General features: G+C 46.5%; 14 protein-coding genes. 6 read left to right on the top strand and 8 right to left on the bottom strand.

The window, feature by feature from the left end:
* Window positions 1–130: 130 nt before the first annotated feature.
* A complete protein-coding gene (locus tag QUA57_RS12385) occupies window positions 131–715 on the top strand; it encodes a class I SAM-dependent methyltransferase (protein WP_333061091.1) in 585 nt (194 codons plus the stop codon).
* Window positions 716–1,071: 356 nt separating this feature from the next.
* Here the strand turns inward: QUA57_RS12385 and QUA57_RS12380 are convergent, their stop codons facing one another.
* Window positions 1,072–2,193, bottom strand: a complete 1,122-nt coding sequence (locus QUA57_RS12380; RefSeq protein ID WP_333061065.1) for a hypothetical protein — start codon at window positions 2,191–2,193, stop codon at window positions 1,072–1,074.
* A gap of 19 nt (window positions 2,194–2,212) precedes the next feature.
* On the opposite strand from QUA57_RS12380, the gene QUA57_RS12375 reads away from it, so the two are divergent.
* Complete coding sequence (locus tag QUA57_RS12375; RefSeq protein WP_333061064.1) at window positions 2,213–2,434, top strand: hypothetical protein; 222 nt, start codon at window positions 2,213–2,215, stop codon at window positions 2,432–2,434.
* 125 nt (window positions 2,435–2,559) lie between these two features.
* Here QUA57_RS12375 and QUA57_RS12370 read toward each other — a convergent pair whose 3' ends face one another.
* The 4 genes from QUA57_RS12370 to QUA57_RS12355 form a co-directional block, all read right to left on the bottom strand.
* Window positions 2,560–3,276: a GDYXXLXY domain-containing protein gene (locus QUA57_RS12370; protein ID WP_333061063.1), complete on the bottom strand. Its 717-nt coding sequence runs from the start codon at window positions 3,274–3,276 to the stop codon at window positions 2,560–2,562.
* A gap of 109 nt (window positions 3,277–3,385) precedes the next feature.
* Window positions 3,386–4,786: a DUF2157 domain-containing protein gene (locus tag QUA57_RS12365; RefSeq protein WP_333061061.1), complete on the bottom strand. Its 1,401-nt coding sequence runs from the start codon at window positions 4,784–4,786 to the stop codon at window positions 3,386–3,388.
* Between the two features lie 997 nt (window positions 4,787–5,783).
* Window positions 5,784–6,494 carry a DUF547 domain-containing protein gene (locus QUA57_RS12360; protein ID WP_333061059.1) on the bottom strand — a complete coding sequence of 237 codons (711 nt, stop codon included), beginning with the start codon at window positions 6,492–6,494 and terminating at the stop codon, window positions 5,784–5,786.
* Window positions 6,495–6,631: 137 nt separating this feature from the next.
* Window positions 6,632–6,805 (bottom strand): pentapeptide repeat-containing protein, encoded by a 174-nt coding sequence (locus QUA57_RS12355; protein WP_333061057.1) that lies wholly within the window; start codon window positions 6,803–6,805, stop codon window positions 6,632–6,634.
* Window positions 6,806–7,044: 239 nt separating this feature from the next.
* Here QUA57_RS12355 and QUA57_RS12350 point away from each other — a divergent pair, with 239 nt between their 5' ends.
* Window positions 7,045–8,523 (top strand): bifunctional orotidine-5'-phosphate decarboxylase/orotate phosphoribosyltransferase, encoded by a 1,479-nt coding sequence (locus QUA57_RS12350; protein WP_333061056.1) that lies wholly within the window; start codon window positions 7,045–7,047, stop codon window positions 8,521–8,523.
* A 152-nt stretch (window positions 8,524–8,675) separates the two neighbouring features.
* Here the strand turns inward: QUA57_RS12350 and leuB are convergent, their stop codons facing one another.
* Complete coding sequence (leuB, locus tag QUA57_RS12345) at window positions 8,676–9,761, bottom strand: 3-isopropylmalate dehydrogenase (RefSeq protein ID WP_333061055.1); 1,086 nt, start codon at window positions 9,759–9,761, stop codon at window positions 8,676–8,678.
* Window positions 9,762–9,880: 119 nt separating this feature from the next.
* Between leuB and QUA57_RS12340 the strand changes: the two genes are divergently transcribed.
* Together QUA57_RS12340 and QUA57_RS12335 are read left to right on the top strand one after the other, a co-directional pair.
* The gene (locus QUA57_RS12340; protein ID WP_333061054.1) at window positions 9,881–10,705 is read left to right on the top strand and encodes a Uma2 family endonuclease; all 825 of its coding nucleotides are present in this window, start codon (window positions 9,881–9,883) and stop codon (window positions 10,703–10,705) included.
* Window positions 10,706–10,943: 238 nt separating this feature from the next.
* A complete protein-coding gene (locus QUA57_RS12335; RefSeq protein ID WP_333061052.1) occupies window positions 10,944–12,149 on the top strand; it encodes a DUF4336 domain-containing protein in 1,206 nt (401 codons plus the stop codon).
* A gap of 84 nt (window positions 12,150–12,233) precedes the next feature.
* Here QUA57_RS12335 and QUA57_RS12330 read toward each other — a convergent pair whose 3' ends face one another.
* A complete protein-coding gene (locus QUA57_RS12330) occupies window positions 12,234–13,550 on the bottom strand; it encodes a hypothetical protein (protein ID WP_333061050.1) in 1,317 nt (438 codons plus the stop codon).
* Between the two features lie 7 nt (window positions 13,551–13,557).
* A complete protein-coding gene (locus QUA57_RS12325) occupies window positions 13,558–14,226 on the bottom strand; it encodes a response regulator transcription factor (protein WP_333061048.1) in 669 nt (222 codons plus the stop codon).
* A gap of 230 nt (window positions 14,227–14,456) precedes the next feature.
* On the opposite strand from QUA57_RS12325, the gene QUA57_RS12320 reads away from it, so the two are divergent.
* Entirely contained in the window at window positions 14,457–14,933 is a 477-nt protein-coding gene (locus QUA57_RS12320) for a peptidoglycan-binding protein (RefSeq protein ID WP_333061047.1), read from the top strand.
* Window positions 14,934–15,030 lie beyond the last annotated feature (97 nt).

Raw genomic sequence — 15,030 nt, 5'->3', positions numbered from 1 at the left:
TCAGTTCTGTTACTTATCTTTATCATATAACTTAATAATATCTTAAGTCGATAGCAAGGTATACATAATTTTGACTATGGCAACAATTTTTAGAGATTTAAGTTATCGGTATCAGTAGCTCTACGATGCGATCGCGTGTCTTGCTGCTTTGAGCGTAGGCGGCAATGCTCGTTTGGGTCAACTAGCCTGGGAAAATTTGACCGTCAGCGCCGAAACTAAAGTTTTACACCGTTGCTGCGGTAGCGGTCAAACTAAGCAATTTCTGGTGCAATATTTCCAGGATGTCACCGGACTTGACGCTTCGCCATTATCTCTGCAACGGTCAAGGAAAAATGTACCATCAGCCAATTATTATTTAGAAGCTTTTGCTGAATCGATGCCTTTTCCCGACTGTCAGTTTGACTTGGTACACAGCAGCGTTGCGATGCACGAAATGCAACGGGCGCAATTGCGACAAATCTTTCAGGAAGTATATCGCGTGCTTAAGCCCGGTGGTCTATTCATTTTGGTAGATTTTCATCTGCCTACAAATCCGGTATTTAGGCCAGGGTTGGCTGTATTTTTGTGGTTGTTTGAGACTGAAACTGACTTGGGGAGTTTGTTGGCAGAGGTGGGATGGCGATCGTACAATTCCGAAGAAGCTCAACAACCAAAACTTTATGCTGGTGGCAGCATTCAAGTAATCCAAGTTCAAAAGTCATATCAAATCCGGTAGCATCGTCGGGCGTCAAATCCAGTCAACCGTCAACCATCACCTAGGGTGCAACCGGAATTTATCTAATTTATGTGCGTTAATCTCTGTTTATCTGCCTGTATATGCAGTTTAAAAAGAGAATCTATTAACCGCAGATGACAAGGAATTGACACTGATTCACGCAGATAAAGAGAATAGATATCTGAATAATTCTTATCCTAACAGATTTGATATCATTGGTCAAAAATCATTAGTAGACCAAATTGCCTTTCCTTGCAAACAATCGGGAAAAGCATCTGCGTTTATCTGCGTTTATCTGCGGTTTCCCTATCAATAAAAAATTGGCAATAAGTTTACTAATGACTAATTACTAATGACTAAACAAACTTTTTCGCTTCTGCCAAAGCCGCCTCAAACTTGAGCAATACATCCTTTTCTGTGTGAATAGCTTTCTCTTGTTCCAGCAGGGGGCGGCCAAAGCGAAAAATGCCGTCCTGTTCTACGTGGTCTACATAAGGCAGCGTTTCTGGATGCGGCAAAAATTTTCTGCCTATTGGGTACGGCGTGTGGAAAGAAAAACTAAAATCTGGAAACTTGTCGCTTTTGATTTCGAGATAGTAAAGCGAGTAATAATCTTTGATTTCGGAGTACACGCATTCACGGCACTTATTTACAAGTTTGCGGTTCTGATAGAAAAAATCCCACTTATCCCAATAGTAGGCATCTTTCATCATTTCCTCGTGGTCGTCGCACAGTTCGAGATATAATTTGTCAGCATCCGCCGGACGGTAGAAGTAAAGCATGGCGTAGGGCATTTCAATCAGTAACTTGACTGCTTGATTTTTTCGCTGATACCATTCCTGCTGGTGAGTTTCGTAGATTTCCTTATATTTAATGGCTTTAAAGCTGTTGAGCTGATTTTCTTTTGCCCAGCGCGACGCCCAAACTGTCCAGTAAGCTAGCTGGAAGGTTGCGGAAATTTCCGCCGAACCTTGTTCTTTCCAGTCGGCAATTATTTTTTCCCACTCGGAACTAAAAGCTACTCGTGATTGTTCGTTTTCTTCAGGCTTTTCTGTATTGATTGGGGTGGGTATTTCGCGATTATTTTTAATCAGCCCTTTGGGTTCTTTGCGCCAATTATTAATATCGGTTGGCGTTAGGCTTAAGATGAATCTTCTGTCGTGAACGGGATATTCTAGATGGATTCCTGATTTGCGGAAAGAGCGGTATTCTAAAATAGGGAGTTTGTCTTGTTCAATCCACTGCTGGCGTTCTGCTGGCGAACACTTGAGTATTGCTTCTAATTCTACCGGATCGACGGCTAATTCACTTTTGAATGTCTCCCAAAATCTTTCTTGTTCGGCTGGATTTGCTTCCAGCAGGGATACAATCCGGTTGACGAGATGATCAGTTTGGTCTTGGCAATTTTCGGGAAGTCCTAAGAAGTCGAGGAGTTTAGTCTTGAGTATTCGTCTGGCAGAGATTAGCTCGGCTAACATGAGAAGCTCCAGTAGAGTCATGACTTGCGCCCTTGAACTGGCAAGATTTGCACAAGTCTTATATATCTTAATAGATTCTCCTGGGTTGTCGGCAATTGAAATGTCCGCGCCAGCGAAGCTATCCCGATCGCGCCTGCGGGCCCGTTGCGGTAGAGAATCGCCCAACCTCCGCCCCCTCCCTAAGCCAAAATACTCAAAACAAGACCAAAACGTCGATCGACCTTTTGCCCTTTTTGGCTAAAACTCATATGTTGCACCATTCTCAATTACTTGTTTAGCAACAGGCAAGATGCCTGTTGCACAAGAAAATTTATATTTTGTGGAACAGGCATCTTGCCTGTTGCTCACAATGGTGCAAGATATCAGCTAAAATCGATAATTGCGATCGCGCACCCACAAACTCACAGGCACAGCATGGCCTGTTTTGTCAACCTTTACTTCTACCAAAAAAGATTGTCGCTGCTTCCTTTGAGCTTCGCTAATCTCCTGATTGACTTTTTCCCTTTCATCCTCTGGCATATAATAAGTTTCTAAGCCGTATTCCATCTGCCAACCGTTATATTTGCCCTTAATTGCGATTTGATTGGCGGGCAAATTGGCGGGATTTTCTAGACTGACGCGGACGGGTTTCCAAGCTTGGGGGCGGCCGGGATTAGTCGCGGTTTTTGGCGCTTCTAAGATTACATAAAAACTGGTTTCTGGCTTGACATTGTGCGTATTTTGTGGACAAGCAACCCCGGGCGGACAAGGTGTTTTTTCGGCAGGTAAATCTTTCCAGCCGGGGAGTTTTTGGAGATTTGTGCGATCGGAAATATCATAGCTCAAAACTTGGTAATATCCGCGCAAAAAGTCGTAAGGGTCTACTGGTGCTGTTTGCAGGACAACTGTTTTGCCAGTAATAAAAGTGTAAACTGCGGGAGCTGGTACGGCGGCAATTAGTCCGATTTGCAGCAGCAAAGGAACCCACAACCGCCACCCGGGAAGGCGTTTCGCAGCGGGGGGAAGGGTAAATGATGGGGGAGTAGGGCTGGTATCTGCTATTTCGGAACTTTGATCGGTTGAAGCTGGATTTTCGGTGTTCATATTGGGAATTGGGAATTGGTTCGCAGAATAATATCGTTGAGCTTTTAATCGGCATAATCATCTTCCGATTGCAGTGCAAGGGGGACGCTCGCACTATAGTAGAATGCTGCTATTCATCGGGGATTTTTGCGAAGTGGCGCTCGAACCACAAACCCGCAGCAATTACGCCAATTCCGCACAAAACAAAGACAAAAGATTTGAGCAACAATCCTGTGTTATATTCAAAGACTCTGCTGATAATTTGCAGGGTAATTAATACCATGCCTCCCCAAAAAGTCTGGCGGTTTCCTAAAGCTAAACCTTCTCGGATTAAGCCGACAGCGAGCAAAAATAAGAAAACATTGAACAGAAAAGTCGCTAATTGAGGAATGGGAGTAAAATTGAGGTGAAAAAGCGGTATTAAGGCGCTGGCGAGAATTAAAATGCCGATCGCACCTGTGGTCAAATCCTCTCCTTTTTGTTTCGGCCGCCGCAGTTCCAAACGTCCCAAGCGCAGCCACTCAAAGAGCGTGAAACCCCCCAAAACAGCCACATTTGCCAGCAAAACCCAATCCGGCCCAGTTGGCGCAGGATTCCGCCAATCCGGCCAAAACCCGTAGAAAGAAAGAAAATAAAACAAACCGGCGAGAAACAGCAGTGCTAAACTGCGGGCGGTAGGTTGAAACAGCCTGCTGTGTACTTTCGGCCAGATTGCATCGTCGTATCCCCACAGCAAAGCGGGCGGTAAAGCACAAAAAATTGCAGCACTCCAGGTTGGATTTAACCCTTGGACGATAGAAACTTGTAGGGAAAAAATTATCGCGATCGCACCTATGGCAAAAATAGCACGCGATCGACACCAATAAGCCAGCGGCACAAACATTATACTGGCTGCGATCGGCATTTGCCGCACCAAAACTTCCAGCCAAGAAAACTCGACTTTAGAAGACCAATCTAACACGGCAAGCCAATAGCCCAAACCGATTAAAAGTGCGGACAAAACGCCCAAGGAAGTCAACCGCAAACTGTAAGCCATTCCGAGCACGCCGATTCCCCAAGCAAGGAAAAGTCCGTAGGAAGAACCGCCAATGTGGAACATTTGCGCCATCAAAGCCATATTTGCTCCTAAAATCAGAGCACCTAATAGCAACAATCCTTCACCTAGGAGTTTGTTTCGCCCTTTTGTTGCGGGCATATTGGGATGGGAGTTTTTGCTTCGGGATGGGGGAATTCGCCACAGATAGAAACCCGCTGCATTGACTGCTACGAAAAGACTTAGCAGCAGCGCAACTCTCACTTCTCGCGACCAAACTTGCCAGTTGGCGGCTACAAAGGTGATGACTCCTATACCGAGGAGAATGCCGCCGAGACTGATGAGAATGCTGAGGAATCGGTTGCGGGAGGCGGTTTCGAGTGTGTTGAATTGGTAGCGTTCGGAAAGTTGTTGGTAGAATAAAGTGTCGATGAGTCCTTCTGCTTGCCAGAGTTTGGCTTGTTCTCGCAACTCGCGCCGAAATTTATCTGAAATCATTTTTTATATTCCAGAGGATTTGAACTGTGATAGTTTTTAATATGTCACTTGTGGGTCGATTGTCGATGGAGGCTGGGACACCTGCTGAACTTGCACAAAAGTCTTTTTTGGGTTTTGATGTTAGTTCCAATCCCTAATAGGGGTTTAGTTTGATTGCCGCAATGGCTCAGGTCGGGGATGCTAATGCCGATGTGGAGTTTCAATCCCTCATGGGGGGTTTAGTTTGATTGCGGCGTTGCTATTGAATTGCTTTCACAGCACAAGCCAAAAGTTTCAATCCCTAATAGGGGTTTAGTTTAATTGCGGCGTTACGAATGCGATCAATATGATTAAAGCGAGCGAGTTTCCATCCCTAATAGGGGTTTAGTTTGATTGCGGCGATTTTAGGGCGATCGTCCTCAAAAATTCGTACCCCGTTTCAATCCCTAATAGGGTTTTAGTTTGATTGCGGCAGACTTTTTTGCAAGTTCGAGCTGGAGTTGTGCGTTTCAATCCCTAATAGGGTTTTAGTTTGATTGCGACATCGGATTGATCCAAAATTACCGGGATTTGTGGGAGTGATGTTTCAATCCCTAATAGGGTTTTAGTTTGATTGCGGCTTTGAAAACAGCATTATTAAGGCGGCACCCCGATTTGGTTTCAATCCCTAATAGGGTTTTAGTTTGATTGCGGCGCAGTCATAGTTTTATTAAGAAGTTTTATACCAATCCAGTTTCAATCCCTAATAGGGTTTTAGTTGGATTGCGGCTAGCATATCTAAAAGCCGTACTCTATTTAGTTTTCAAGGTACATTTGCGACAACGATATAAAAAGTACCATTTCAGCGATCGACCTGTCAAGAACCAAAATTTTCAACAGCCCTCAAAACCCATCACAGCAAGCATTACAGCGTTTCCGCGAACCTATTTTTTCCGCAAGTGGCTCAAATCCTTACATAGCCAGCGATACAACCGAAAAAACCCCCCCCAAAAAAAACACCTACCCCTTCCCGGAAATCTCAACCGTCAACCAGATTCAAATTCCAGTCGTAAGGCAAAAAAACGATCGCCCATCCATCGCCCACAGCCGCCTCCAGCCCCAAATAACCGCCCACATACTCAACCACCGAACCCGCCGCCTTCACAAAATCCTCGCCGTACCACTTAAAAATCTTGCTCAAATAAAGCGTCTTTTTCTCGGCATCATATCGCACCTTATCAGGATTGTGAATAAAACGGCTCGCATCCGCTTCTAGTTGAGTCCGTACCGACTCAGGGAAATAAGCCCCCCGGCGCAGCAGCGGGCAGCCGACTGAAGCACAAACTAATGCAAAATGGATGCGCGGTTCCGCAAATTCCGGCCGCAAAATTGCGTGTTCGATTTGATTGAGACTGTACTTTTTGCCGCCAATAATCGTGTTGGAACGAGTGAAAAAATCCAAAAAACTCAGCCAGTTGGGAATTCCCAAAACTTTGGGACGGATCGACGCGATCGGATATACTTCGAGAACTTGAGAAATTGCGATCGCATTGTACGCATTCAGCCACAACGCCAGCCGCGCATCCGCATCACTACAATCCGCCAAATTTAAATCGGCCAAACTTTCCAGCCACGCCCTCAAAACATCCGCCCCTTCAGCTTTCCAGCCCCGATAATTGACGCGGCCGAAATCGTCAACGTAGCGTTGCAGCAACTCGTCCCAAATCCTAAAGTCGATCGTAGCGATCATTTATTACTATCCCTATGATAAGGCGGGCATTGCTTTAACTTCTGCTTCTATTTAATACTACTGTCAACCGAAATAACACCTGCAACGGTAGTATTTTTTAGATTAGCCCCTTTAAACGGGCTCTGGATTAAATTAACTTAAGTCAAATTAGCGCCTTGTAAATTAGCTTGCCACAAAGAAGCCCCCCTCAAATTTGCCCCCGATAAATTAGCTTCCCTAAAATTTGCTTCTCTCAAATCTGCCCCTTGCAAATGGGCATTTGCTAAACTCGCGTGCGGCAGGGAATGCCGATAAAATCGCTGCCCGGACACTGGTTAGTTTACCGCAACTAATTGACTTGCTGGGGGTTAGGTGGAATCACCGGTGTAGCCAACCCGAAAATCATTCCCCATGAAACTGCTCGTAAAGTTACAGATTTCCTGCTCTTTACATTCTACAATCTTAGAAGATTCTTAATTTCAATTTCAACGGGGATCGGTTTCTTGCGGCACAACACCAATCCCACTTTGATCTGCAATTTTTTAATTTCCTCTTACCTTCCTAACACACTATGAGCGATCGCACCGACTTTTTCGATAAACTGTTAGCGGCTGTTGAAAAAAATCAAAGTTTGCTGTATTTAGCCCTCGATCCAGACCCGGAAACCTTGGCCCCGGTGGTTTCTATGACTGGGGAGGAAACTCAAAGTTTTGTAACTGATTTGTTGGCCAAGCTAAAAAGTGCGATCGACCAAACAGCCGATTTAATTTGTGCTTGCAAAATCACCCTCGGTTTTTACCAATCTCTCGGTATTCCCGGTTGGGCATTGCTGCAAGAAATTTTAACAATTATTCCCTCTCACCTGCCAGTAATTTTAGATGCCAAACACTGCGATTTAAATACCAGCACAGTGTTTGCCAAAATTGTATTTCAAGACTGGCGAGTTGACGCTATTACCTTAAGTCCCTATGCCGGATTCGACCAAGTAGCGCCTTTTTTGTTATACGCCGGAAAAACTGTTTTTGTACTCTGTGCCACCGCCAACCCCTCAGCCGAGGCTGTGCAAGAATACCCGACGCCAGAAAACCCTTTGTACTTGCAATTAGTCCGACTTTCTCAAACTTGGGGAACTCCCGAAAAAGTCGGTTTAGAAGTAGGAGTAATGCCGGATATGTTGGCGCGCATCCGCCAAGCTGCTCCTGAACGCCTAATTTTACTCGAAGGAGACATCGCCGAAGAAATTGACCTCACAGAGGAAAACGACCTCGCACAACTGCTGGCGACTGGTTTAAGCAAGAATGGTGAAGGTTTGCTGCTGCCCGTCCCCCCGAGTTTATTAGCGGGGAAAGAGCCGCGCCTAGAAATTGAGAAATTGCGGGATAATATTAATCAACAGAGGCTAAAGGCGATCGAAGGTAGTCCCACTTGCGAATTGTGGCTGCCGGATGTTTGCTTTTTGCAACAGGAACCTCACCGCGATTTAATCTTGCAACTTTATGACATCGGCTGCGTAGTTTTTGGCGACCACGTACAAGCATCGGGCGCCGTATTTCCATATTACATCGACTTGCGAAAAATTATCTCAATTCCCCAGATTTTCCACCAAATTGTCAGCGCTTATGCAGACATTCTTAAAAACTTAAAATTCGATCGCATTGCGGGAATTCCCTACGGTTCTTTACCCACAGCAACCGGTTTAGCATTGCGGATGGAACGCCCGATGATTTTCCCGCGCAAGGAGGTGAAAACTTACGGTGCGGGCAAATTAATTGAGGGGCATTTTCAGGCAGGAGAAACCATTGTCGTAGTCGATGACATTTTGATTAGTGGCAAAAGCGTAATGGAAGGGGCGGCTAAGTTAAAATCGGCTGGCTTGAATGTGGAAGATATCGTGGTATTAATCGACCACGAACAGGGAGTTAAAGATAAGATGAAAGCCAACGGTTATCGCGCACATTCTGTGTTAGCGCTTTCGGAAATAGCTCAAACTTTGTATCAAGCAAATCGCATCGATACCGAGCAATTCCATCTTTTGACAGCGGAACATTAAACTAAAAAAAATCTAGTTACCAGGCTCTGGCTGGTAATTAATATCCGGAGGCTCTGCCTCCAACTTGATGTCTCGTTTGCTTTGTTTTAATGGAGGCAGAGCCTCTTGAAATGCGTTCCCAGGCTCTGCCGGGGAACGAGTAACAAGCGAGATTAAGCTTGCAAAACTTCAATTAAAGCATTGCCCATTGCCCGACAGCCGACGAGTTTCATGCCTTCCGACATGATATCACCAGTGCGATAACCCCGATCCAAAACTTCGACAACTGCTTGCTCGATTTTATTAGCAGCTTCCGGCTGATTTAAGGCGTAGCGCAGCATCATTGCCGCGCTTAAAACTTGGGCGATGGGATTTGCTTTATCTTGTCCGGCGATGTCTGGTGCGGAACCGTGCACGGGTTCAAAAACTCCCGGCCCGCTTGCTCCCAAACTAGCAGAAGGCAGCATCCCAATACTACCAGTTAGCATCGCCGCCGCATCGGAAAGAATGTCGCCGAATAAATTGCCGGTGACAATTGTATCGAACTGTTTCGGCCAGCGAATTAACTGCATGGCTGCGTTGTCAACGTAGAGGTGAGAAAGTTCGACATCAGGGTATTCTGAAGAAAGGGCAATAATACGATCGCGCCACAGTTGCGAAACATCCAAAACATTCGCTTTATCAACGGAACACAGCCTTTTCCCCCGCTTCCTGGCCGTCTCAAAAGCCACTCGCCCGATTCTGTCAATTTCCGACTCGGTGTAAGCCATCGTATTGACACCACGTTTTTCGCCTGTTTCCGTCTCAAAAATACCTTTCGGTTTGCCAAAATAAATGCCGCCTGTGAGTTCGCGGATGACCATAATATCCACGCCTTCGACAACTTCCCGTTTCAAACTAGAAGCATCAACCAATTGCGGTAAAATAGTCGCCGGACGCAAATTTGCAAACAAGCCCAATCCGGCGCGCAGTCCTAATAATCCCGTTTCCGGCCGCTGTTCCCGGGGCAAATTATCCCACTTGTAACCGCCAATTGCTGCTAACAATACTGCATCGCAGTTGCGGCATTTTTCCAGTGTTTCTTCTGGCAGCGGATTGCCTGTTGCGTCAATAGCAGCGCCGCCCATTAAAGCTTCTTGAAATTCAAAGCCGATGTCCAATTGTTGGCCGACAAGTTTCAGGACATCTACCGCCACAGCGATAATTTCAGGGCCGATGCCGTCTCCTGGTAAAAGAGTGATGCGGTAGTTTTGAGTCATATCGATTTAGGAGTTTTGATTTGAGATTTGAGATTGAGAGTTAATGGGAATTCTTTGGAAATGCCAGACATTCTCACAAGGCTATAATCATATCAGGATAAGCAACCTCAGAATTCATTATGACATTCCCGACTTACCCGCCTGCTCAAGCTGAACCGCCTTTAGACCCCCGGCAGAGTTTGCCAACAATGTATGATTTACCTAGCGAAGACCCAAAGGAGCTCGGTTTGCCAGATACATTTCATTTAGATCAGCCGCAACTCTTGGAATTCACGTTTTTGCCGCCGGGATGGGATGCGGAACAAGTCTTTACAGCGAGTGACCTAAATTTGTATTACGATGCAACACAACCGCGCTGGCATAAACGCCCGGATTGGTTTGCTGCGGTTGGTGTGCCAAGGCTTTATCAAGGGCGCGATATGCGTTTGAGTTATGTAGTTTGGCAAGAACGGGTAAATCCGTTTGTGGTGGTGGAATTGCTATCGCCGGGAACTGAAGAAGATGAAGATTTAGGGCGGACTGTTCAGCAAGCTGGGGAACCGCCGACTAAGTGGCAAGTTTATGAACAAATTTTGCGGATTCCTTACTATTTTGTGTTCAGTCGCTACACGGATGAATTGCGAGCTTTTCATCTTGTAGGAGGCCACTATGAACCTGCAAAATTAATTGATGGGCGGTTATTTATTCCTGAATTGCAGTTGAGTTTAGGTTGGTGGCAAGGCAGTTATAAGAGTATGAATCGGTTGTGGTTGCGGTGGTTTACGGCCCAAGGAGGGTTGATTTTGAGTCCGGGTGAAAGAGCAACGGCGGCGGAACGGCAACTGATAGAATCTCAACAGCAACTCATAGCATCTCAACAGCAACTGACAGAATCTCAACAGCGAGAGGAAAGACTAGCGGCGCGGTTGCGGGAACTAGGCACTGATCCTGAACAGTTGGTTTAATAGTTCTCGCACCCAGGCCTGATGAAACCCGGTTTCTTCCTTCTATTTCTCGTGGCTGGTCCCGAAACTCGTAGAAACCGGGTTTCTAGCCCCCATGCGTAATTCTTGCTTGAGTATTCCAAAAGCCCGATAGCCCATAACCCCTTTTCAACTCCTCGAATCCGCGCAACACGAGTGAAATAAGATAAAAATAGTTCGATCGCACGCACGTACAAAAAAATCGGCAAGGAGTCGCGGAGTGGCAGAGGGCGAAGGCATACCAACATCAGCACAGATTGATTCTCGGGACTATTCTTGGGCCTTTTGGCCGGTCGTCCCCCTCTATCCCTACAGCAAGCGGCGCACCATCCGCAAGGAAATAGTCAAGGACACAATCTGGACTTTTGACCAACTACAAGGCATTTTTTACGTTGTCGTGCCGATTCGGATGACTGTAATTAAACTAGAACCCGAAGGCCTTCTCGTCTACGCCCCCGTTGCACCGACTCCTGAGTGCATCCGCTTGGTAAAAGAGTTAGTAGCAGAGCACGGCGAGGTGAAGTACATCCTGCTGACAACGGTTTCGGGCATCGAGCACAAAGTTTTTGTCGGCCCCTTCGCGAGGTGTTTTCCCGAAGCGCAGGTGTTGGTGGCGCCCCAGCAGTGGAGTTTCCCCGTGAATTTGCCGCTGAGTTGGCTGGGTTTGCCGGCGAAACGCACGTCTGTACTGCCCTTTGACAGCAGCAACACGCCGTTAGCCGATCAATTTGACTGGGCAATTCTCGGTCCCCTCGACCTCGGTTTGGGCAGATTTGCTGAAGTTGCGTTATTTCACAGGCGATCGCGCACGCTGATGTTAACAGATTCCGTGGTTTCCATTCCCGAAAATCCGCCGGCGATCGTGCAACTCGACTCGTACCCGCTGCTGTTTCACGCCAAAGACAGCGCCTCGGACACCGTGGCAGACACCCACGAAAATCGGCGCAAAGGGTGGCAGAGAATCGCCTTATTTGCCATGTATTTTAGCCCCAGCGTGCTGGAAGTGCCGCCGTGGTCGGAGGTATTTGCCAGCGCCCGCAAAGCGCCAGAACGCTCTAGGAAAGCTTATTTCGGATTGTATCCGTTCAAGTGGAAAACACATTGGGTGCGATCGTTTGAGGCTTTGCGGGGAGGAGGGCGGTTGTTTGTCGCGCCGATTTTGCAGACATTGATTCTCAACCGCGCGCCGAGGGAAACTCTCGATTGGGTGGATAAAGTGGCGACTTGGGACTTTCAAAGGATTGTACCTTGTCACTTCGATAGTGCGATCGACTCCCGGCCGCGTGAATTTCGCCAAGCATTCTCGTTTCTGGAAAAACACTCGCCTGTTAATTCTTTACCCGAAGACGATTTTAAATTGCTCAGGCAGATTGATGCGGGTTTGAATAAAACTGGTTTGGTTCCGCCTGCGAAAGAGAAAGTTTAATCTGAAATTTTGCACCATTGTTAAGAACAGGACAGTCTCCCCTAACTTGGGCCAGAAGTAAAACCCAATCCAATTCAACAATAGCTATGGCTTCACTAACCAAGAAAGTTCGCACATCACCCCTCCCTTGGGCAAAGATTCTCGTCGAAACTGTCCCCCCAATCGTTGAGCCAAAATTTGAGAGTGTTTTGTTCCCTGTTGTCCTTGTTCGGGTTTAAGTCCAGGGCCATTGTCTTGCACCTTGAGAACATATTGCCCCTGCTGATGTTCTCCCGTCAAGACAATTCGAGTTGTTCCAAGAGCGTGTTTCCCCACGTTATATAAAGCTTCCTCTAACCACAAACAGAAATCCCGCTTTCTCTCCAAGGTGAGGTTAGTTTGCTCGATGGGGGCGAAATTCCGCACTTTGACTTGAATGGTCTGGAAATAAGGCAAATTGCGCTTCAAAGTAATGGCATAAACTTCATACAACAAATTATGCAGGGGGCGGTTGAGATCGATACAAGTCCCTTCCCCCAGACGGAGAGTTTGTTCGGAATTAGGGGGTTCTAGGCTGGTTAAAACGGTTGCTGAGTGTTGCTCTGAATCCGCTTCATCGGTGAGACTGCGCCCCACTGCCCGGATCTCTGCATTCAGGCTATGCAAGCGTTGGAACAATTGTTGAGATGGCATCTGTTCTTGCTGCATATCCCGCAGGAGGAGAGCTAAGGTTTGCAAAGGGCCATTGTGGATTTGCGTGAAGGCTTGTTCCATTGCCTGCTGACGAATCGCCTGTCGCTCGACAATTTGAGCATAGTATTGGAGACGCTCGGTATATAAGCCCTGGACGATATCTTGGACGCGATTATAAAACAGAATCAGGAGAATTTGTATCCCCATTGTTGGGCCGAGGGAGATGAATAAATCTAAGCCTCGCGAAGTGTGAAGTTCTGACGGGTGCAGCAGCAAATAGGTGAGAATTGGGGCAGCGATCGCAATCCAAGCGATGAGAGTTGCAATAACCAATTGCTGGCGGCGACGCAGGGCGATCAGCATCACCAGTGTCAACACGAATAACGCTGGTGTTACGGGGGGCAGACTACCTACGAGGGTGGTGTCCGATGAGACGATCGCTTGTAGGGTATATAACCAACTGGGAACCACTACGAACAGTACCCCTGCAAGTAAAGCCAGATTTATCACTTGTTGCAAGCTCTCTGGTTTTTTGTAGAGACGAATCAGTAAAAGCAGGCAGGCGATCGCCAACAACGGAGGTGTAATTAGATAAATGGTACGAGGGTGTGGTTGCAGTCGGTGCAGAAATGTAGCAATAGTTGCGCCAACCGTCGCCAAACTCAACATTGCTAGCACGACTCGGCGCTTTAAAATTAAAATATTGTATGGCTCATTAACCGTAGACATTGCTTGTTTAATCAATTAATCCAATTTTACGGGCACGAATTTGGGTTTGTGCCCGCATATTTTTACCTTCTTCCGGGTAGATTGACAGTGCATCCTGAATCTTAGACCAATAGTGGCGAATCATCCGTTCGGACTTGTGCATAGTTTGGGCGATCGCTTTATCCTGAAGTCCCTCCTCAAAAGCGAGTCGCATTACCTCCAACCATTCGGGTTTCACTTCCAAGTCGGTTTGCAGGTCTTTGGTATGGGTTAACCCTTGCATAGCCCACTCCATCCGGGTCAGGAAGGTATCTATTGGCACGCTTTTGTCTGCGATCGTAAATCCGCCCTGATGATTGTCAATTTCAGGCATGATGCGAATCAATGCCTTGACGTTACTGCTTTGCACCATCAGGTTTAGCTGGGGATAATCCTGCATCAAGACCTTGAGCAACCCCAATCCCTGCTCAACATTGGCAGCCGTTCCTGATATCTCTGGAAGGGACAAATCCACAATCGCCAGGTCAGGCAAATGCTTTCTCACTTCGGTTAGAGCGTCCTGGACGGTTTGGCAAGAGCGGATTTGTGCCCTAGGAAAGCGATCGCCAACCAGACTAATCGTTCCATTGAGAAGCAGGCGATGGTCATCAACAATCAGAATCTCTACTTGCTGTTCTTGGGTGAAGTTATGGGACATTACCTATACCTGACGCAACAATTCGATCTTACGCCCGCGAGAGACGCTTACAGCGGCTAGCAATTAATCCTAGAAAGGTGAGGCCCTATCAGCTCATTACCGAAAACTGCAATGCTGATGACCGAAAATACCAACTCAACTTGTCTGAAACTACCAATGCTTTTGCCTGCCTAGTTTTTCGATACTGGAATCATCAAAGAAAACACACATCAATTTCAGGAAATAAAACGATGAAAGCTTACAACACCTTAAGCAAAGGTAGCAACAATAGTGACGTTAAATACCTGCAAGAACAACTCAATCTTTTCTACCACAGCTCTATTATTGTTGATGGCTACTTCGGCGATATTACTGAAGAATACGTCAAGAAATTTCAAGCCGATTGCTGTCTAAAAGTTGATGGCATCGTTGGGTCACCAACTTGGAGTTACCTCGACGCCATTGTCCCTTATTCCCAGAAGCAGCACTCCACCTTGAGCCAAAGCTCTAGCAACAATCCTTCGGAAGTGAAATATCTACAGGCGCGGCTCAATCAAGCCAAAAGACAAGGGAAATCAGGGACAACGACGATTGCTGTAGATGGCAACTTTGGCAATACAACCGCGACGCGAGTGAAACAATTTCAATCCGATTTCCATTTAAGTGCTGATGGCATTGTTGGCAATAATACCTGGACAATTCTAGAAGACGCGCTCTTAAAAAGCTAACACGGCTGACAAAGCAATTACTAATGCCTAGCCAGGGTAAAGTCTGATTAGACTTCACCGGACAAAATTCTTATGTTTTGTAAAATTAAATCAAGAA

The sequence above is a fragment of the Microcoleus sp. Pol7_B2 genome (assembly GCF_036701035.1).
Taxonomy (GTDB): domain Bacteria; phylum Cyanobacteriota; class Cyanobacteriia; order Cyanobacteriales; family Microcoleaceae; genus Microcoleus.
This window is presented reverse-complemented; position numbering and strand designations above follow the sequence as displayed.